At 71.8% G+C, this 18,785-nt stretch carries 17 protein-coding genes and 1 pseudogene; 10 read left to right on the forward strand and 8 right to left on the reverse strand.

The genetic code is table 11. The features are described 5' to 3' along the window. Positions 1 to 67 precede the first annotated feature (67 nt). From pgl to tkt, 6 genes are all read right to left on the reverse strand, one after another. Positions 68 to 838 (reverse strand): 6-phosphogluconolactonase, encoded by a 771-nt coding sequence (gene pgl / locus E4P38_RS10585; protein ID WP_135131774.1) that lies wholly within the window; start codon positions 836 to 838, stop codon positions 68 to 70. Then, positions 835 to 1,884, reverse strand: a complete 1,050-nt coding sequence (locus E4P38_RS10590) for a glucose-6-phosphate dehydrogenase assembly protein OpcA (RefSeq protein ID WP_135131775.1) — start codon at positions 1,882 to 1,884, stop codon at positions 835 to 837. The genes pgl and E4P38_RS10590 overlap by 4 nt, the downstream gene beginning before the upstream one ends. A gap of 46 nt (positions 1,885 to 1,930) precedes the next feature. Continuing rightward, the gene (zwf, locus tag E4P38_RS10595) at positions 1,931 to 3,448 is read right to left on the reverse strand and encodes a glucose-6-phosphate dehydrogenase (protein ID WP_135131776.1); all 1,518 of its coding nucleotides are present in this window, start codon (positions 3,446 to 3,448) and stop codon (positions 1,931 to 1,933) included. Between the two features lie 161 nt (positions 3,449 to 3,609). After that, positions 3,610 to 5,229 (reverse strand): glucose-6-phosphate isomerase, encoded by a 1,620-nt coding sequence (locus E4P38_RS10600; RefSeq protein WP_135131777.1) that lies wholly within the window; start codon positions 5,227 to 5,229, stop codon positions 3,610 to 3,612. Next, positions 5,226 to 6,341, reverse strand: a complete 1,116-nt coding sequence (gene tal, locus E4P38_RS10605; protein WP_135131778.1) for a transaldolase — start codon at positions 6,339 to 6,341, stop codon at positions 5,226 to 5,228. The genes E4P38_RS10600 and tal overlap by 4 nt, the downstream gene beginning before the upstream one ends. A gap of 84 nt (positions 6,342 to 6,425) precedes the next feature. Continuing rightward, positions 6,426 to 8,636 carry a transketolase gene (gene tkt, locus E4P38_RS10610; protein ID WP_135131779.1) on the reverse strand — a complete coding sequence of 737 codons (2,211 nt, stop codon included), beginning with the start codon at positions 8,634 to 8,636 and terminating at the stop codon, positions 6,426 to 6,428. Between the two features lie 345 nt (positions 8,637 to 8,981). On the opposite strand from tkt, the gene E4P38_RS10615 reads away from it, so the two are divergent. Beyond that, complete coding sequence (locus E4P38_RS10615) at positions 8,982 to 9,914, forward strand: heme o synthase (RefSeq protein WP_135131780.1); 933 nt, start codon at positions 8,982 to 8,984, stop codon at positions 9,912 to 9,914. Positions 9,915 to 10,001: 87 nt separating this feature from the next. Beyond that, complete coding sequence (locus tag E4P38_RS10620) at positions 10,002 to 10,286, forward strand: hypothetical protein (RefSeq protein ID WP_135131781.1); 285 nt, start codon at positions 10,002 to 10,004, stop codon at positions 10,284 to 10,286. A gap of 66 nt (positions 10,287 to 10,352) precedes the next feature. Here E4P38_RS10620 and E4P38_RS10625 read toward each other — a convergent pair whose 3' ends face one another. After that, on the reverse strand, positions 10,353 to 11,279 hold the full coding sequence (locus E4P38_RS10625; RefSeq protein WP_135131782.1) for a COX15/CtaA family protein: 927 nt from the start codon (positions 11,277 to 11,279) through the stop codon (positions 10,353 to 10,355). A 118-nt stretch (positions 11,280 to 11,397) separates the two neighbouring features. Here E4P38_RS10625 and E4P38_RS10630 point away from each other — a divergent pair, with 118 nt between their 5' ends. From E4P38_RS10630 to E4P38_RS10665, 8 genes are read left to right on the forward strand one after another with little or no spacing between them, the layout of a single operon-like run. Further along, positions 11,398 to 12,210 carry a metalloregulator ArsR/SmtB family transcription factor gene (locus tag E4P38_RS10630; protein ID WP_245160935.1) on the forward strand — a complete coding sequence of 271 codons (813 nt, stop codon included), beginning with the start codon at positions 11,398 to 11,400 and terminating at the stop codon, positions 12,208 to 12,210. Then, complete coding sequence (gene sufB, locus E4P38_RS10635) at positions 12,207 to 13,649, forward strand: Fe-S cluster assembly protein SufB (RefSeq protein ID WP_135131784.1); 1,443 nt, start codon at positions 12,207 to 12,209, stop codon at positions 13,647 to 13,649. The genes E4P38_RS10630 and sufB overlap by 4 nt, the downstream gene beginning before the upstream one ends. Then, positions 13,649 to 14,944 (forward strand): Fe-S cluster assembly protein SufD, encoded by a 1,296-nt coding sequence (sufD, locus tag E4P38_RS10640; protein ID WP_135131785.1) that lies wholly within the window; start codon positions 13,649 to 13,651, stop codon positions 14,942 to 14,944. Before sufB ends, sufD begins: the two co-directional genes overlap by 1 nt. Continuing rightward, a complete protein-coding gene (locus tag E4P38_RS10645) occupies positions 14,941 to 15,294 on the forward strand; it encodes a non-heme iron oxygenase ferredoxin subunit (protein ID WP_135131786.1) in 354 nt (117 codons plus the stop codon). The genes sufD and E4P38_RS10645 overlap by 4 nt, the downstream gene beginning before the upstream one ends. Before the next feature lie 9 nt (positions 15,295 to 15,303). Next, complete coding sequence (gene sufC, locus E4P38_RS10650) at positions 15,304 to 16,107, forward strand: Fe-S cluster assembly ATPase SufC (protein WP_135131787.1); 804 nt, start codon at positions 15,304 to 15,306, stop codon at positions 16,105 to 16,107. Beyond that, a complete protein-coding gene (locus tag E4P38_RS10655) occupies positions 16,104 to 17,411 on the forward strand; it encodes a cysteine desulfurase (RefSeq protein WP_135131788.1) in 1,308 nt (435 codons plus the stop codon). Before sufC ends, E4P38_RS10655 begins: the two co-directional genes overlap by 4 nt. 13 nt (positions 17,412 to 17,424) lie before the next feature. Next, a complete protein-coding gene (gene sufU, locus E4P38_RS10660; protein WP_135131789.1) occupies positions 17,425 to 17,877 on the forward strand; it encodes a Fe-S cluster assembly sulfur transfer protein SufU in 453 nt (150 codons plus the stop codon). Further along, positions 17,874 to 18,257, forward strand: a complete 384-nt coding sequence (locus E4P38_RS10665; protein ID WP_135131790.1) for a metal-sulfur cluster assembly factor — start codon at positions 17,874 to 17,876, stop codon at positions 18,255 to 18,257. The genes sufU and E4P38_RS10665 overlap by 4 nt, the downstream gene beginning before the upstream one ends. A 99-nt stretch (positions 18,258 to 18,356) precedes the next feature. Here the strand turns inward: E4P38_RS10665 and E4P38_RS22890 are convergent. Then, positions 18,357 to 18,785: pseudogene (locus E4P38_RS22890) on the reverse strand (hypothetical protein); the annotation flags it as partial.

Below are 18,785 nucleotides of genomic sequence, written 5' to 3' on the forward strand. Positions count from 1 at the left end.
GATCGGACTCCTGAGTACGAGCTCGCTCGCACTCAGGAGAGACCCCGCCGTCCACAGCGGATACGGCTCAGGCCGGGCGACCGGGAAGTTCTGCTGCCGCGGCGGCATCCAGCAACCACCGGGTGGCCCGGACCCCGTGCACCCCCGCCGCGGGGAGCTGCGCCGGGTCCGTGCCGGACAGCGCCTGCGCCACGGCTGGCGCCTTCGCCGCGCCCCCGACGAGCAGCCAGACCTCCTCGGCCGCGTTGATCGCGGCGAACCCCAGGCTGACGCGGGTCGGCGGCGGCTTGGGGCAGTCACGGACGGCCAGCACGGTCCGCTCGTCCGCCACGGCCGGGGAGTCCGGGAAGATCGACGCCACGTGCCCCTCCGGGCCCATCCCGAGGAGCAGCAGGTCCAGCCGGGGGACCGGTCGGCCGTCGGGTGCCGCGGCCGCCAGCTCCCCGGCGTACCAGGCGGCGGCGTCCTCGGGCTCGGCGAACTCTCCGTCGGAGGCAGGCATGGCGTGCACTCGCTCGGCCGGCACGCCCACCGCGTCGAGCAGCGCCCGCCGGGCGGCCTTCTCGTTGCGGTCGTCGTCTCCCGCCGGGACGAAGCGCTCGTCACCCCACCAGACGTCCACCGCCGTCCAGTCGACGCGCTCCCGCACTGGCTCGGCCGCCAGGGCGGCGACGTGCTCGAGGACGGCGATCCCGATCCCACCCCCGGTCAGCACGACCGCGGCCGACCCGTGCACGGCCTGGGCCGCGGCCAGCCGGGCGACCATCGCCTCGGCGGCCGCACGGGCCAGGTGCTCGGCGTCCGGCTCGACGACGACGTCAGGAGTGGGAGCGGTCACGAGTCGCCGGTCTTCGCGGCGGCGCGCTTCTTCGTCCGCGAGCCGTTGCCGTTCTCCTCGGCCGGGTCGAACCACACGTGTTCCCGCATCGGGGAACGGTCGGCCAGGTCGCTGACCCCGGTCGCCGATTCCAGTGCGTCGCTGTAGGGCTCGTCGGGGTCCAACCGCCGCAGCTCCTCGCTGAGCAGGTCCCCGAGCACCCGCTCCGGAAGGGCCACGGCGGCGTCGGGGCGGTACGGCTGGCTGATGACCGCCCCACCCTTGCGGTCGGCGTGGATCCGCACCTCTTCCTTCTGGTCCAGGGTGAGGACGACGGACTCGACGCCGCTCTCCCCGGGCTTGCGGGTGCCTTCTTCGACGGCGACCGGGCAGCCGCACCGGGAGGACAACCAGCCGGCGAGCAACCGCGCTGTCGGGTTGGCCGGATCGCCCTCGACGCGGCCGGCGGTGACGACGACAGGCTCACCGCGGCGGCCGGAGACGGAGTCGAGGCTGGAGGCGAGGATGGCCCGCCACGCGGTGCTCCGGGTCCAGGCGAGATCGGTGTCGCCGGGGGCGTAGTCCGCCGCCCGGGTCTTCAGCGCGGCCAGCGGGTCGTCGGCGATCGAGCTGTCGGTGATCCGTCGGTCGGCGAAGACCGCCAGCGCGTCGGTGGCCAGCCGGTCCGGCGGTGCAGCGTGCCACCAGGCCACGACGGGGGCGTCGGCGGCCAGCAGCGGCAGGACCACGGACTCCGCGTGCAGGCCCAGGCGGCCGTACATCCGCATGACGACGGCCTCGCCGGGGCCCAGCCGCCCACCGATCAGGACCTCGGCGTCCAGTCGGGGAGCCGGTGCCTCGATCTGCCGGCGCACGACGAAGAGAAGCCGGCAGGGGTGCATCTCGGCCGCGTGGGTGGCCGCCTCCTCGGCGTCGGACACGCGGCTCTCGTCGGCGACGACGACCAGGGTGAGGGCGACCCCGGAGAGCACCGCGCCGCCGGTGCGCCGCTGCGCGGCCAGTTCCTTCACCACGGCCGAGCCGGTCGTGTCCCAGAGCGTCGTCACGTGGTGTCCTCTGTTCGGATGCGGGAGGGAGTCACGGTCACGCCCGTCATGGACGCCGCCACCTGCGGTCCTCGGCGGCCAGCATCTCCTCGGCCGCGCGCGGTCCCCACTCGCCGGCGCGGTAGGCGTGCGGCGTCGTCCCGGCCCAGAACTCCTCGAGCGGGTCGATCACCGCCCAGGAGGCCTCCACCTCGGCGTTGCGCGGGAACAGCGTGGCGTCGCCCAGGAGGACGTCGAGCAGCAGCCGCTCGTAGGCCTCCGGGCTGGACTCGGTGAACTGCTCGCCGTAGAGGAAGTCCATGGACACGTCCCGCACCTCCATGACGCTGCCCGGCACCTTCGACCCGAACTTGAGGGTCACCCCCTCGTCGGGCTGGACGCGCACGACGAGCTGGTTGTTGCCGAGCTCCTCGGTGTCGGTCTCGGCGAAGGGCAGGTGCGGCGCCCGCTTGAACATCAGCGCGATCTCGGTGACCCGGCGGGGCAGCCGCTTGCCGGTGCGCAGGTAGAACGGCACGCCTGCCCAGCGGCGGGTCTCCACGCCCAGGCGGACGGCGGCGAAGGTCTCGGTCGCGGACTTGGGGTCCACGCCCTCCTCCTGCTGGTAGCCCTTGACCCGTTCGCCGGCCAGCCAGCCCTGCTCGTACTGGCCGCGGATCGCGAAGGTCTCCATGTCCTCTGGCACCGAGATCGCCCGGAGCACCTTGAGCTTCTCCGTCCGGATCTCCTCGGCGGAGAACTCGACCGGCTCCTCCATCGCGGTGAGGGCGAGCAGCTGCAGCAGGTGGTTCTGCAGCACGTCGCGGGCGGCGCCGGTCTTCTCGTAGAACGACGCCCGCCCGCCGATGCCGACGTCCTCGGCCATGGTGATCTGGACCGAGTCGACGTGGTGGCCGTTCCAGATCGGCTCGAACAGGGTGTTGGCGAACCGTAGCGCCAGCAGGTTCTGAACGGTCTCCTTGCCCAGGTAGTGGTCAATGCGGAAGACGTCCTCCGCGCTGAACACGGAGTCGACGAGGGCGTTCAGCTCGCGGCTCGAGGGCAGGTCCTCACCGAACGGCTTCTCGACGACGACCCGCCGCCACCGGTCCGCCGTGCTCTCCGCCATGCCCGTGCGCTGCATCTGCTTGAGCACGGTCGGGAACATCGACGGCGGGATCGACAGGTAGAAGGCCGCGTTGCCGCCGATGCCATGGCTGCCCTCGAGCTCGCCGAGGGTCGCGGCGAGCTGGTCGAAGGCGTTGTCGTCGTCGAAGGAGCCCTGCACGAAGGTGATGTCGGCGGCCAGCTGCTCCCAGACCTCCTCCCGCCACGGGGTGCGGGCGTGCTGCCGGGCCGCCTCGCGCGAGAGCTCGGCGAACTCGGTGTCACCCCAGTCGCGGCGGGCGAAGCCGAGCAGCGCGAAGTTGGTCGGCAGCAGCCCGCGGTTGGCCAGGTCGTAGACCGCCGGCAGCAGCTTCTTTCGGGCCAGGTCGCCGGTGATGCCGAAGACGACGAGCGCGCACGGCTGAGGTACCCGGGGTAGCCGCCGGTCCCGCGGGTCGCGCAGCGGGTTGGGGTTCATCTCGGGCCGCGAAGCGGGGAAAGAGCCATCGGGGGCCGCGCAGCGGGGAAAAGATGCATGGTCCGTCCTCGAGGTAGGAGGGGGCCGCTGCCCGGACCGGCGGGGGACCGGACGGCGGGGTGGAACAGGGAGCGGGTCGTGCGGCTGTACTCCCGGGGCGGTCAGCCCAGCGCCTCCAGGAGCTGGCCCAGGCCGGCGGCACGGTCGGTCAGGTGCAGGTGCAGCAACGGACGGCCGCGGTCGGCGAGGGCCTTGCGGTCCCCGGCGGCCTGCGCGGCCTGCAGGGTGGCGAAGCTGAACGGCTTCTCCGGGACGGCGAGGTCCTCGGCCACCGCCCCGGTCACCTGCAGGAACGCACCGACCTGGGGCCCGCCCTTGTGGTACTGGCCGGTGGAGTGCAGGAAGCGCGGACCCCACCCGAAGGTGACGGCGTGCTCGGTGCGGCGGGCGAGAGCACCCCGGAGGTCCTGCGCGCTGGCGTCGCGCTCCCGGTCCAGATAGGCCATGACGGCCAGGTAGCCACGCGGGGGGATCGAGTTCAGCAGCGCGTCGAGCGCCAGGCGGACGCCGTCGTGCGAGGACAGGTCGACCCCGTCCAGCACACCGCCGCTGCCCCGCACCTCGATGGCGCCGATGGTCGCCTCGGGCCGCTCGTCCGGCAGCCCCTCGTCGAGGATCCGGTTGGTGTTGTCCTTGCTCTCGGTCACGTTCGGCTGGTCGAAGGGGTTGATCCCGAGCACCCGTCCGGCCACCGCCGTCGCGTACTCCCAGCCGAGGAACTGCGCCCCGAGCGGCCCGCTGACACCGACGGAGGGCTGCTTCGCGGGAGTGCCGGAGCCGACCACGGCGAGCAGCACGTCGGGCGCGCTCGCTCCCGGTGCCTCGTCGGACTCGAGGACGACGGGCAGGATGCCGCGCCCCTCCTTGCCGGTGGACTCGGCGATCAGCTGCTCGGCCCAGTCACCGAAGCCCTTGATCGATGTGCCCAGCTCCGCTGAGTCGCCGTCGGCCAGACCCAGCTTGTCCCGCCCGCTGCGGAACGCGGCGCCTAGGGCGGCACCGAGCTCCAGAGCGGCGTTGTCGGATGCGGCCAGGCGCTCGGCCAGCTCCTCGGCCTCGTCGAGCAGGGCGCCGACGTCGGCGCCGGCCAGGGCAGAGGGCACCAGGCCGAACGCCGAGAGCGCGCTGTACCGCCCACCGACGGTCGGGTCGGCGAGGAAGACCGCCCGCGCGCCCATCTCCGCGGCGGTGTCGGCCAGCGGGGAGCCGGGGTCGGTGACGACGACGAAGCGCCCGCCGATCCGCTTCTCGTCCAGGCCGGCCGCGGCGAACGCGGCGATGAACGCCCGCCGGTGGCTGTCGGTCTCCACCGTGCCGCCGGACTTGGAGCTGACGACGACGACCGTCCGGTGCAGGTCGGTCATCGCCGCGGACACCTGACCGGGGTCGGTCGTGTCGAGGACGACGAGCGGCACCCCCGCGGTGCGGCAGATGACCTCCGGTGCCAGTGACGAGCCGCCCATGCCGCACAGGACGATGCGGTCGAGGCCCTCGCCGGCCAGCTCGGTGCGGAGATCGGCCAGGCGGCTGACCAGCTGACGCGAGCTCGCCGGCAGGTCCAGCCAGCCGAGCCGGACCGCCGACTCGTCCTCGGCCTCCGGGCCCCACAGCGTGGCGTCCTTCTGGACCAGCCGGGCCGCGACGCCGTCGTCCACGAGCTGGGTCCGCAGGGTGTCGGGGACGTCCAGCCCGTTCAGGGCGACGGAGAACGCGGAACTCACTTCTTGTCCTCCAGCTCGCTGCGCACCGAGTCGGTCAGCTCGTCCCACGAGTCGACGAACTTCTGCACGCCTTCTTTTTCCAGCACGCGGAAGACGTCGTCGAGGTCGACGCCGGCGTCACCGACGGCCTTCATGACGGCGGCGGCGTCGTCGTAGGACTTCTGCACCGGCGTGCCGGCTTCGCCGTGGTCGGCGTAGGCCATCATCGTCTTCTCCGGCATCGTGTTCACGGTGCCGGGAGCGATGAGCTCGGAGATGTACATCGTGTCCGAGTACTCGGGGTTCTTGACGCCGGTCGAGGCCCAGAGCGGGCGCTGCGGCACCGCACCCTTCGCCTCGAGCGCCCGCCAGCGGTCGGAGGAGAAGACCTCCTCGTAGGCCTGGTAGGCCAGCTGGGCGTTGGCGATGCCCGCCTTCCCCTTGAGCGAGGCGATGTCTAGTTCAGGGGCATCCGAAACCTTGTCCAGCCGCTTGTCGATCTCGGTGTCGACGCGGGAGACGAAGAACGACGCGACCGACGCGATGCCGTCCAGGGAGCCACCCTCGGCCACCCGCTTCTCCAGGCCGGCCAGGTATGCCTCCATGACCGCCCGGTACCGGTCCGGGCTGAAGATCAGGGTGACGTTGACACTGATCCCGTTCGCGATGGTCTCGGTGATGGCCGGCAGGCCCGCTTCGGTCGCCGGGATCTTGATGAAGAGGTTCGGCCGGTCCACCAGCCACCACAGGTGCCCGGCCTCGGCGGCGGTGGCGTCGGTGTCGTGCGCCAGACCCGGCGCCACTTCGAGGGACACGCGGCCGTCTCCCGGCTGGCGGTCGTGGATGGGCCGCAGCAGGTCGCAGGCGTCCCGGACGTCGGCGCCGGTGATCGTCCGCAGTGCCTCCTCCACGCTCACCTGACGGACGGCGAGGGCGTGCAGCTGGTCGTCGTAGGAGTCCGACCCGCTGATCGCCGCGGCGAAGATGGTCGGGTTCGTCGTCACGCCGACGACGGAGTGCTCGTCGACCAGCGACTGCAGGTTCCCGCTGCGGATGCGGTCGCGGGACAGGTCGTCGAGCCAGACGGCGACCCCCGCCGCGGACAGCTCGGCAAGCTTCTCGTTCTGTGCCATGACTGGTGCCTTTCGGTTAGGGCCTAGCGGCCCCGCTGCAGGGGCCCGCCGCGAGCTTGCGAGTGGTGAGGGGCAGTGGGTCCTTCATTTGTCGCCGGTGGGGCTGTCGAGTCCGCCGTGGGACGCTCCCGGCCCGGCCGGGACCGCGGCGTCGGACGCGGCGGCCTGCAGGCTCTCGCGGGCGGCGGCCACGACTGCCTCCGTGGTCAGGCCGAACTCCTCGTAGAGCACGGTGTAGGCGGCGCTGGCGCCGTAGTGGTTGAGCCCGACGATCCGGCCGGCGTCACCGACGAACTCGCGCCAGCCCATGGGCACCGCGGCCTCGACGCTGACCCGCGCCCGGACCGAGGACGGCAGCACCTCGTTGCGGTAGCTGTCGTCCTGGTCGGAGAACCACTCGACGCACGGCAGGGAGACGACACGGGTCGGGACGCCGTCGGCCTCGAGCGCCTCGCGGGCGGCGACGGCGATCTGCACCTCCGAGCCGGTGCCCATCAGGATCACCTCGGGGGTGCCCGACGAGGCCTCGGCGAGCACGTAGCCACCGCGGGCGACGCCCTCGGCCGACGCGAACTCGCTGCGGTCGAAGACGGGCAGGTTCTGCCGGGACAGGATGATCCCGGCGGGCCGGTCGTTGTGCTCGAGGATCGTCCGCCACGCGACCGCCACCTCGTTGGCGTCAGCGGGCCGGACGACGTCGAGACCCGGGATTGCCCGGAGCGCGGCCAGGTGCTCGATCGGCTGGTGGGTCGGGCCGTCCTCGCCGAGGCCGATGGAGTCGTGGGTCCAGACGTAGGTGACGGGCAGCTGCATGATCGCCGCGAGCCGGACCGCGCCGCGCATGTAGTCGGAGAACGTCAGGAACGTGCCGCCGTAGACGCGCGTGCCGCCGTGCAGGGCAATGCCGTTCATGATCGAGCCCATCGCGTGCTCGCGGACTCCGAAGTGCAGGGTGCGGCCGTAGGGGCCACCGGACCACATCTTCGTCTGCCGGTTGGCCGGCAGGAACGACGGTTCGCCCTTCACGGCGGTGTTGTTGCTCTCGGCGAGGTCGGCCGAGCCGCCCCACAGCTCGGGCAGCGCGGGGTAGAGCGCGGCCAGGACCTCGCCCGACGCCTTGCGGGTGGCGACGCCCTTCGGGTCGGCGTCCCAGCTGGGCAGCTTGTCCGCCCAGCCCTCGGGCAGCGTGCGGGTCGTCATCCGCTCGAGGAGGGCGGCGCCCTCGGGGTTGCTCTGCTTCCAGGCGCCGAACCGCGGCTGCCACGCCGCGTGCGCCTCCTGGCCGCGGCCGACGACGCCGCGGGCGTGCTCGATGACCTCGGGCGCGACGTCGAAGCTCTTGTCGGGGTCGAAGCCGAGGATCTTCTTGGTGGCCTTGACCTCGTCCTCACCGAGCGCCGAGCCGTGCGCGGCACCGGTGTTCTGCTTGTTGGGCGCCGGCCAGCCGATGATCGTCTTCAGCACGATGATCGACGGGCGGCCGGTCTCTGCCTTGGCGGCCGCCAGTGCGGCGTCGACCGCGGCCAGGTCCTCGCCGTCGTGGACGTGCTGCACGTGCCACCCGTAGGCCTCGTAGCGCTTGCCGACGTCCTCGGTGAAGGCGATGTTCGTGTCGTCCTCGATCGAGATCCTGTTGTCGTCGTAGACGAGGACGAGGTTGCCCAGCTGCTGGGTGCCGGCCAGCGAGGACGCCTCGCCGCTGACGCCCTCTTCCAGGTCGCCGTCGGAGGCGAAGACCCAGACGGTGTGGTCGAACAAGCTCTCGCCCTCGGGGGCGTCCGCGTCGAGCATGCCGCGCTCGCGGCGCGCGGCCATCGCCATGCCGACCGCGTTGCCCACACCCTGACCGAGCGGGCCGGTCGTCGTCTCCACGCCGGGCGTGTGGTTGACCTCGGGGTGGCCGGGCGTCTTCGAGCCCCAGGTGCGCAGGGCCTCCAGGTCGGCGAGTTCCATGCCGTACCCGGAGAGGTAGAGCTGGACGTAGAGCGTCAGGCTCGAGTGCCCCATCGAGAGCACGAACCGGTCACGAGCGACCCAGTTCGGGTCGCTCGGGTCGTGCTTCAGCCACTTCTGGAAGAGCAGGTAGGCGGTCGGGGCCATGCTCATCGCCGTCCCCGGGTGGCCGTTGCCCACCTTCTGGACGGCGTCCATGGCGAGCACCCGTGCGGTGTCGATGGCGCGGCGGTCGAGCTCGCCGAAACCGTCGGGGAGGGTCGGCTTCGGCTGCGCCGGGCTACCGGTGGGGGCGTCGGTCGCGGCTTCGGCGGGGGCCTCGGACCCGGTGCTCTGCGTCATGTGGTGAGTGCTCCCTCGGGGTAGGCCCTGGTTCGTGGGCGGTCGTGCGGCCGTGCTGTCCGCCGGGTGAGCGGGGCGCGCCGGTCGTGGGCGGCGACCGGGCTCGAACCGCGGACCCGGCGGCGCGCCCCCGGGCCGGCGCTGGACCGGGGCACGTCGTCGTCGTCGACGTCGGCCCTACCCGCTGGACGGGCCGCATCAACGCGGTCAACCCTAGTCATCCGCGCTCATGCCGCGCCGATGCCCGGAGCGCCCCGGGCTACAGTGACTGCCGTTCCCATCCCCGGTTCGAAGGGACCCCGTGGTGCCCTGCTGCCCGCGCGCTTCCGCGCACGAGGGCACCCGGTGACGGCGCTGAGCGAGCGCCGCACCGATCCCGCTCGTCGCCTCCCCAGCGCCCTCCGCACGCGGATCGGCGCCTACGTGGCGCTGACCAAGCCGCGGATCATCGAGCTGCTGCTGGTGACGACGGTGCCGGCGATGATGCTGGCCGCTCGCGGCTGGCCGTCCTGGACTCTGCTGCTCGCCACCCTGGTCGGCGGAACTCTCGCGGCCGGGGCGGCGAACGTCTTCAACTGCTACTTCGACCGTGACATCGACCGGTTGATGCACCGCACCCAGAAGCGGCCGCTGCCGATGGGGCAGATCACCCCGCGGGCGGCGCTGATCTTCGGCGCGGTGCTCACCGTCTCCTCGATCGCGCTGCTCGCGGCCACCACCACGCTGCTGGCCGCGGCGCTCGCGGCGGGGGCGATCTTCTACTACGCCGTCCTCTACACGATGGTGTTCAAGCGGCACACCCGGCGCAGCACCGAGTTCGGCGGCGTGCCCGGGGCGGCACCGGTGCTCATCGGCTGGGCCGCGGTCACCGGTTCCCTCGACTGGCCGGCCGTCGTCGTCTTCGGGGTCGTCTTCTGCTGGCAGATGCCGCACTTCTGGGCGCTCGCCATGCGGTTCAAGGCCGACTACGCGCGGGCCGACGTCCCGATGCTCCCAGTGGTCACGTCCGAGCTGTCGGTCGGCCGGCAGACCGTGGCCTGGAGCTGGGTCACCGTCGCGGTCTCGCTCCTGCTCTGGCCCGTGGCCGCGGACTTCGGCATCGGCTGGCTCTACACGGCGGCCGCGGTCGCCCTGGGCGCGTGGTTCGTCCTCGAGGCGCACCGGCTGCTGCGTCGCATCCGGAGCGACGCCGAGACCAAGCCGATGAAGCTCTTCCACGTCTCGATCTCGTACCTGGCCCTGCTCTCGATCGCGATCATCGTCGACGTCCTGATCTGAGCTCGCCGCGCTGGGCGTTGTCCCTCCAGCGGCCGTTCCGGCGCCCGAGATGGCCGACCCGGGGACATTCCCCCTGAAGGAGCTGCCGTGCGCCGCGATCTCGCGAACGCCCGGATGGGGCAACTGGTCGGGGCGGACGGCCGGACCTACTCGCTCGGTGCGACGCGGATCGAGCCCGCCGAGGTCGAGTCGCTGATCGAGTCCGGGTGCCCAGTCGTCACGTACTTCGCCGGAGGGCGACTCGTCTGGCACGACGAGGACGACGCGTGGCCGGCCTGGGCCGACGCCCGCGGCGCCCAGGAGTCGGTGACGGCTGGGCGCTGGGAGTCACCGGACGGCCCCGCGGCCGTCGTCCTGATCTGGAGCGCCTGACAGAAGTCCGCCGTGTGGGGGCCGGTGCCGTGCTGTAGCGCGGCACTCCGGACAACACCGCGGTAGTCAGCGAATGGCGGTAGCGGGCTCTGTGGCGGAGCTTAGCGGGAGTTCCGACGCCGGGCCGCGGACGGACCACACCAGGCGCGCGGTGAACGCGGTGATCAGCACCGCGCCGAGCATGTGCACGAGCACGAGGGCGACCGGCAGGTCGGTGAAGTACTGCACGTAGCCGACGACGCCCTGGGCGAGCTGAACGATCAGCAGGTCGCGGGCCGCCCGGCGGACGCGGCCGGGGGAGTCGATCGCGTAGAGCGCCACGAGCAGCGCGACGGTCAGACCGATGAGGAGGAACACGACGTCGGCGTGCAGCTGGCTGACCAGCTCGGGGTCGAAGCCCGTGCGCCCGGCCTCCGGGTCGCCGCTGTGCGGACCGCTGCCGGTCACGACCGTGCCGATTCCGAGGACGACGGCGGTGAGCGCGGCGATGCCGGTGACGAGCAGGACGAACGGACGGCGCACCAGTGGCTGCCCCACACCGGGTTCGCGCGAGCGCTGCCAGAGGATCGTGGCCACCGCGACGAGCACCATCGACACCAGGAAGTGGGCGGCGACCGTCCACGGGTTCAGGCCGGTCAGCACGGTGACGCCGCCCAGCAGGGCCTGCGCCGGGATGCCCAGGAACCCGATGACGGCAAGCGTCCGGAGGTCCCGGCGCACCGACCGGAACACGACGACGACGGTGGCGATCGCGACCGCGGTGAGCGCGAAGGTGAGCAGCCGGTTGCCGAACTCGATGACGCCGTGGCCGGCCAGCTCCGGCGTGGCCACGAAGCTCTCGTCGGTGCACCGCGGCCAGGTCGGGCAGCCGAGTCCGGACCCGGTCAGCCGCACCGCGCCGCCGGTGACGACGATGAGGCCGTTGGCGATCGCGTTGGCCAGAGCGACGCGGGAAACGGTCGCGGAAGAGAAGGCAGTGGGCAGGGCCGGCACGGACCCGATGCTAGGCGGGAGGCATGTGGCGTGACCCGCATCACGCCGCGGCGGGGGTCACGCAAGGAGTAAGGCTGACCTTGGTTGCGAGCGTGCCGAAATAGGACACACTTGTGTTGTGGAAAGCGTTGCAGTGCACCCCCGCGCGTCGGTGACAGCCGACGACGGCCGCACCCGCGACCGCGTCAGCGCGCTGCTCCTCGAGCACGGTCCGCAGACCGCCAGTGAGCTCGCCACCCGCCTGGGCATCTCGCCGGCCGCCGTCCGCCGCCACCTCGATGCCCTCGTCGGCGCCGGCCGGCTGGAGGAGCGGCTGTCGCGCGACGCGCACCGCGGCCGTGGCCGCCCGGCCCGCCGGTTCCACCTCACCGACGCCGGGCGCTCGTCCTTCCCGCACGCCTACGACGACCTGGCGCTGACCGCGCTGCGCTACGTGGCCGCCTCCGGTGGTCCGGACGCCGTCCGGGCCGTGGCCGAGCAGCAGCTGGCCGGACTCGAGGCCCGTGCGTCGAGCGCTGTCGAGAGCGCCGTCCGCGCTGCCGAGGGCGCCCCGGTGAACCGCGCCCAGGCGCTCGCCGTCGCCCTGACGGCCGAGGGCTACGCTGCCACGGCCTCGGCGATCTCCGGCGGCGGACAGCTCTGCCAGCACCACTGCCCGGTGGCGCACGTGGCGGCGGAGTTCCCGCAGCTGTGCGAGGCCGAGACCGCGGTGATCGGGCGGCTGGTCGGCACCCACGTGCAGCGGCTGGCCACCATCGCCCACGGCGACGGGATCTGCACCACACACATCCCCGGACCGCTGCGCCCGGGGAACAGATCGACCCCCGCACGCCCTGTACCAGGTGAGCGAGCAGCGCCCGCCAGCGCGCCCACCAGCCGCACGTCCACACGCACGATCCCCACGAACGACCGGGAGAGGACGCCCGCATGACCAGCACCCAGCAGCCGGTGACCAGCACGCCGTTGACGCAGGACGAGCAGATCGACCAGCTCGGCCGCTACAAGTACGGCTGGGCTGACGCCGACACCGCCGGGGCCTCGGCCCGTCGCGGGATCAACGAGGACGTCGTCGCGGACATCTCGCGCCGCAAGAGCGAGCCCGAGTGGATGCTCGAGCGCCGCCTCAAGGCCCTCAAGCTCTTCGGCCGCAAGCCCATGCCCGACTGGGGCTCGGACCTCTCCGGCATCGACTTCCAGAACATCAAGTACTTCGTGCGCTCCACCGAGGCCCAGGCCGCCTCGTGGGAGGACCTGCCCGACGACATCAAGAACACCTACGACCGGCTCGGCATCCCCGAGGCGGAGAAGCAGCGCCTCGTGTCCGGTGTCGCGGCGCAGTACGAGTCCGAGGTCGTCTACCACCAGATCCAGAAGGAGCTGGAGGACCAGGGCGTGATCTTCCTGGACACCGACACGGCTCTGAAGGAGCACCCGGAGATCTTCCAGGAGTACTTCGGCTCGGTGATCCCGTCGGGCGACAACAAGTTCGCCGCGCTGAACACCGCCGTCTGGTCCGGCGGGTCGTTCATCTACGTCCCCAAGGGCGTGCACGTCGAGATCCCGCTGCAGGCCTACTTCCGGATCAACACCGAGAACATGGGCCAGTTCGAGCGGACGCTGATCATCGTCGACGAGGGCGCCTACGTGCACTACGTCGAGGGCTGCACCGCGCCGATCTACAAGAGCGACTCGCTGCACTCCGCGGTCGTCGAGATCATCGTCAAGAAGAACGCGCGCTGCCGGTACACGACCATCCAGAACTGGTCGAACAACGTCTACAACCTGGTCACCAAGCGGGCCGTGGCCCACGAGGGCGCGACCATGGAGTGGGTCGACGGCAACATCGGCTCCAAGGTGACGATGAAGTACCCCGCCGTCTGGATGACCGGCGAGTACGCCAAGGGCGAGGTCCTCTCCATCGCCTTCGCCGGCGAGGGTCAGCACCAGGACGCCGGCGCCAAGATGGTGCACGCCGCCCCCCACACCTCCTCGACGATCGTCAGCAAGTCGGTCGCCCGTGGCGGTGGCCGCACGTCCTACCGCGGTCTGGTCCAGATCGACGAGGGCGCCTACGGCTCCAAGTCGACGGTGAAGTGCGACGCGCTCCTGGTCGACACGATCAGCCGGTCGGACACCTATCCCTACGTCGACGTCCGCGAGGACGACGTGTCGATGGGTCACGAGGCGACGGTCTCCCGCGTGAGCGACGACCAGCTCTTCTACCTGATGAGCCGCGGCATGACCGAGGACGAAGCGATGGCCATGGTCGTCCGCGGCTTCGTCGAGCCGATCGCCCGCGAGCTGCCGATGGAGTACGCCCTCGAGCTGAACCGGCTCATCGAACTGCAGATGGAAGGTGCCGTCGGCTGATGTCGGCAGAGAACACGACCACCACCCTCGCCGGCGAGCTCTTCGCTCCCGGCGTCGGCGCCCAAGCGGGACCACCGACCACCCCGGCCGCCGGCACCGGCAGCGCCGGTCAGGCGACGCCCGGGTCCCACTCGCACGGCGGGCCCGCGCGCACGGGCTCGCCGGCCGAGCGGCTCACCTCCACCGACCCGGACGCCTTCGGCGTCCCCACGGGCCGCGAGGAGACCTGGCGCTTCACGCCCATGAAGCGGGTACGCGTACTGCTCGACGGGGCCCCGTCGGACGCGCACCCCTCGTGGGACGCCGACCTCCCGGACGGCGCCGAGCTGAGCCGTGTCGAGGCCGACGACCCCATGCTCAAGGGTCTGCCCGAGCCGGTCGACCGGCTCGCGGCCCTCACCCGGCAGCGCGCTGACGGCGCCACGGTCGTCCGTGTCGCAGCAGAGGCGCAGCTGGACCGCCCGGTCACCCTCGGGTTCTCCGGCGCTGCCGGTGACGATGTCGTCTGGGGCCAGCTCGTCGTCGAGGTCGGCGCCTTCGCGCAGGCCACGATCGTGCTCGACCACACCGGCCTGGCCCGCTACTCCGGTGGCGTCGCCGTCCTCGTCGGGGACGGCGCCCAGGTCACGCTCGTCTCGGTCCAGGACTGGGCGCCCGGCGCCGTCCACGGCGGTCAGTACGACACCGTCGTCGGCCGGGACGCGACGTTCAAGCAGGTCGTGGTCACCCTCGGCGGCGACCTCGTCCGGCTGGTCAGCAACGTGCAGTACTCCGGCCCCGGCGGCTCGGCCGACCTCTACGGCGTCTACTTCGCCGACGAGACCCAGCACCAGGAGCACCGCCTCTGGGTCGACCACGCGGTGCCGCACTGCCGCAGCAACGTGCTCTACAAGGGCGCCCTGCAGGGCGAGGACGCCCGCACGGTCTGGATCGGCGACGTCCGCATCCGTCCCGCGGCGGTCGGCACCGAGACCTACGAGCTCAACCGCAACCTGGTGCTCACCGACGGCGCCCGCGCCGACTCGGTGCCCAACCTGGAGATCGAGACCGGCGAGATCGTGGGCGCCGGCCACGCCAGCGCCACCGGCCGGTTCGACGACGAGCAGCTGTTCTACCTCTGCTCCCGCGGCATCGACGCCGAGACCGCCCGCCGCCTCGTGGTGCGCGGCTTCTTCGCCGACGTCGTCCAGCACATCGGCCTGCCCGAGCTGCAGGACCGGCTGATGGGCACCATCGAGGCACGCCTCGGCGCCCTCCCGGGCCTGGAGGAGCAGCCGGTGGAGGTGCCGGCATGAGTTTCGAGCGGGTCTGCGCGCTCTCCGACATCAAGGAGCCCGGGTCACTCCGGGTCGAGCTGGACGACGTCGATATCGCCGTCGTCCGCTTCGAGGGCGACGTCTACGCGATCGAGGACCTCTGCTCGCACGCCGAGGTCCCGCTGTCCGAGGGCGACGTCGAAGAGTTCAAGGGCGCCCCGACCATCGAGTGCTGGCTGCACGGGTCGTGCTTCGACCTGCGCACCGGCGAGCCCACCAACCTGCCGGCCACCGAGCCGGTGGCCGTCTACCCGGTCCGCGTGGAGGGGGAGGACGTGTTCGTCGACGTCTCGATCGACGACAGCCTCCCCGCCGCGGCCAGCAACTGAGGAGTACGAGTGTCCGTCCTGGAGATCCGCGACCTGCACGTCACGGTCGGAGAAGGTGATGACGCCAAGGAGATCCTCCGCGGTGTCGACCTGACCGTCCGGTCGGGTGAGACCCACGCGATCATGGGGCCCAACGGCTCCGGCAAGTCCACCCTGGCCTACTCGATCGCCGGCCACCCGAAGTACACGATCACCGGCGGCACGGTGACCCTCGACGGCGAGGACGTCCTCGCGATGACCGTCGACGAGCGCGCCCGGGCCGGCCTGTTCCTCGCCATGCAGTACCCGGTCGAGGTCCCCGGGGTCTCGGTGTCGAACTTCCTGCGCACCGCCGCCACCGCGGTCAAGGGCGAGGCGCCGAAGCTGCGCACCTGGGTCAAGGACGTCAAGACCGAGATGGCCGGCCTGGAGATGGACCCGACGTTCGCCGAGCGCAATGTCAACGAGGGCTTCTCCGGCGGTGAGAAGAAGCGCCACGAGATCCTGCAGATGCGCCTGCTCAAGCCGCGCATCGCCATCCTCGACGAGACCGACTCCGGCCTCGACGTCGACGCCCTGCGGATCGTCTCCGAGGGCGTCAACCGCACCCGGGCCGAGGGGGACGTCGGGGTTCTGCTGATCACCCACTACACGCGGATCCTGCGCTACATCAAGCCCGACTTCGTGCACGTCTTCGTGGCCGGCCGGATCGTCGAGGAGGGTGGTCCGGAGCTCGCGGACAAGCTGGAGAGCGAGGGCTACGCCGCCTACGTCAAGGACTCCAACGAGGTGGCCAGCGCCGAGAAGGCGGCCGCGGAGGTCGCATCGGCATGACCGTGACCGTCTCGCGTCCCGAGGGGGCGCAGCAGGCCCTGCCCCTGGACGTCGAGGCGATCCGGGCGGACTTCCCGATCCTGTCCCGCACCGTGCGGGACGGGAAGCGGCTGGTCTACCTGGACTCCGGGGCCACCTCGCAGAAGCCCCGCCAGGTGCTCGACGCCGAGCGGTGGTTCTACGAGAACATCAACGCCGCTCCGCACCGGGGGGCCCACCAGCTCGCCGAGGAGGCGACGGGCGCCTACGAGGCCGCCCGCGCCACCATCGGCGCGTTCATCGGTGCGCCCGAGCGGGAGATCGTCTTCACCCGGAACAGCACCGAGGCGATCAACCTCGTGGCCTACGCGCTGTCCAACGCCGTCACGGCGAAGGAGTCGGAGCTCCGGACCTACGCCGTCGGCCAGGGCGACGAGATCGTCGTCACCGAGATGGAGCACCACGCCAACCTGCTGCCCTGGCAGCAGCTGTGCGAGCGCACCGGCGCGACCCTGCGCTGGCTCGGGCTCACCGACGACGGCCGGCTGGACCTCGCCGACCTGACGACGGTGGTCAACGAGCGGACGAAGCTTGTCGCGGTCACCCAGCAGTCGAACATCCTCGGCACGATCAACCCGCTCGGCGAGATCATCGCCCGGGCGCACGAGGTCGGGGCGCTGGTCCTGGTCGACGGCGCGCAGTCGGTGCCGCACTCGCCGATCGACGTCGCCGAGCTCGGTGCGGACTTCCTCGTGTTCTCCGGCCACAAGATGCTCGGGCCGACGGGTGTCGGCGTGCTCTGGGGCCGCTACGACGTCCTCGACAAGCTGCCGCCGTTCCTGACCGGCGGCTCGATGATCGAGGTCGTGCGGATGGAGGGCAGCACGTTCGCCGCCCCGCCGCAGCGGTTCGAGGCCGGCGTCCCGATGACCGCGCAGGTGATCGGTCTGGCCGCCGCCGTCGAGTACCTGCAGGCGCTCGGCATGGACAAGGTCGAGGCGCACGAGCACGCGCTCACCGGCTACGCGCTGGACAAGCTCGCCGAGATCCCCGGCGTGACGGTCATCGGCCCGCCGGACACCGTCGCGCGCGGGGGAGCCATCTCCTTCACCGTCGACGGCATCCACCCGCACGACGTCGGCCAGGTGCTCGACGACCTCGGCATCGCCGTCCGGGTGGGCCACCACTGCGCGTGGCCGGTCGTCCGGCGCTACGGCGTGCCGGCGACGACGCGGGCCACGTTCTACGTGCACTCCGGCTACGACGACATCGACGCCCTGGCCGACGGAATTCGCGCGGCCCAGAAGTTCTTCGGACCTGTGTGAGGTCGAGCCGCTGATGCAGCTGGAGAACATGTACCAGGAGATCATCCTGGACCATTACCGGAATCCGCACGGCCGCGGTCTTCGTGAGCCGTTCGAGGCCGAGGTGCACCACGTCAACCCGACCTGCGGCGACGAGGTGACCCTGCGCGTGCACCTCGAGGGCGACACGATCGCCGACGTCTCCTACGAGGGCATGGGCTGCTCGATCAGCCAGGCCTCGGTATCGGCGATGTACGACCTGATCATCGGCAAGACCGTGGAGCAGGCGCTGGAGACCGGTGAGCACTTCAGGACGCTCATGCAGGCCAAGGGCGACCTCTCGGTCGCCGAGAAGCTCGAGGACGAACTGGAGGACGCCGTGGCGTTCGCCGGTGTGTCGAAGTACCCCGCGCGCATCAAGTGCGCGCTGATGAGCTGGATGGCCCTCAAGGACGCCAGCGCCCGAGCACTGGGAGCCCAGTCATGACCGAGAACCCGACCGTTGCCGCCGACGAGACCCCCGCCGAGCTGCCGGCCTACAAGTCGGCACTTCTCGAGGACCTCGAGGAGGCCATGCGCGACGTCGTAGACCCCGAGCTCGGCGTCAACGTCGTCGACCTCGGCCTCGTCTACGGCATCGACGTCGACGAGTCCAACATCGCGATCCTCGACATGACGCTGACGTCGGCGGCCTGCCCGCTGACCGACGTCATCGAGGACCAGGCCCGGCAGGCGCTGACCGGCGGCCCCGGTCCCGGGCTGGTCGACGACATCCGCATCAACTGGGTCTGGATGCCGCCGTGGGGCCCGGACAAGATCACCGACGACGGCCGGGAGCAGCTGCGCGCCTTGGGCTTCCGCGTCTGAGTAAGGACCCCTTGCCCCCCACCACTCGCTAGCTCGCGGCGGGCCCCGCCGGCTACCGGCCGGTGGGCGCCGAGGTCCCCTTCGGTCCCTGACATCCGCTCAGCGGAGGTCGGCCAGCCGGGCGCCGAAGCCCGCGACCGGACGTCGTTCCCGCAGCGTCCCGATGGTGAGCAGGACGGCGCCAACCACGAGCGCGGTGGCCAGCGGCCAGGGGAGCGCGCGGACGGTGAACCCGAGGGCCAGCGCCAGGGCGGTGCCCGCACCGATCAGCAGGGGTGCCCGGATGCCGGTGCGTGCGCCCGCGACCAGCACGACCGCCGCCACGACCAGCACCCCCACGGCCCGGGTGCCGTCGGACGTGAACACGGCGAGGACCGCAGACGGCACGGCCGCCACCAGCAGGCCCGGCCCCCAGGCAGGCCAGGACGCGCCGCGCCCCAGGTGCGGGCCCGCGCCGACCAGCAGCCCGGCCGCCGCGGGCAGCGAGTACCACTCGACGGCGGCGAGATCCGCCGCCGCGGCCCCGAC

The organism is Blastococcus sp. CT_GayMR16, assembly GCF_004570875.1.
GTDB lineage: Bacteria > Actinomycetota > Actinomycetes > Mycobacteriales > Geodermatophilaceae > Blastococcus_B.

Excerpts from the sequence above, each read along its gene's own strand:
- zwf (WP_135131776.1), bottom strand. The coding sequence starts at position 3,448 with ATGAACCCCAACCCGCTGCGCGACCCGCGGGACCGGCGGCTACCCCGG.
- tal (WP_135131778.1), bottom strand. The coding sequence starts at position 6,341 with ATGGCACAGAACGAGAAGCTTGCCGAGCTGTCCGCGGCGGGGGTCGCC.
- tkt (WP_135131779.1), bottom strand. The coding sequence starts at position 8,636 with ATGACGCAGAGCACCGGGTCCGAGGCCCCCGCCGAAGCCGCGACCGAC.
- sufB (WP_135131784.1), top strand. The coding sequence starts at position 12,207 with ATGACCAGCACCCAGCAGCCGGTGACCAGCACGCCGTTGACGCAGGAC.
- sufD (WP_135131785.1), top strand. The coding sequence starts at position 13,649 with ATGTCGGCAGAGAACACGACCACCACCCTCGCCGGCGAGCTCTTCGCT.
- E4P38_RS10645 (WP_135131786.1), top strand. The coding sequence starts at position 14,941 with ATGAGTTTCGAGCGGGTCTGCGCGCTCTCCGACATCAAGGAGCCCGGG.
- E4P38_RS10655 (WP_135131788.1), top strand. The coding sequence starts at position 16,104 with ATGACCGTGACCGTCTCGCGTCCCGAGGGGGCGCAGCAGGCCCTGCCC.
- sufU (WP_135131789.1), top strand. The coding sequence starts at position 17,425 with ATGCAGCTGGAGAACATGTACCAGGAGATCATCCTGGACCATTACCGG.
- E4P38_RS10665 (WP_135131790.1), top strand. The coding sequence starts at position 17,874 with ATGACCGAGAACCCGACCGTTGCCGCCGACGAGACCCCCGCCGAGCTG.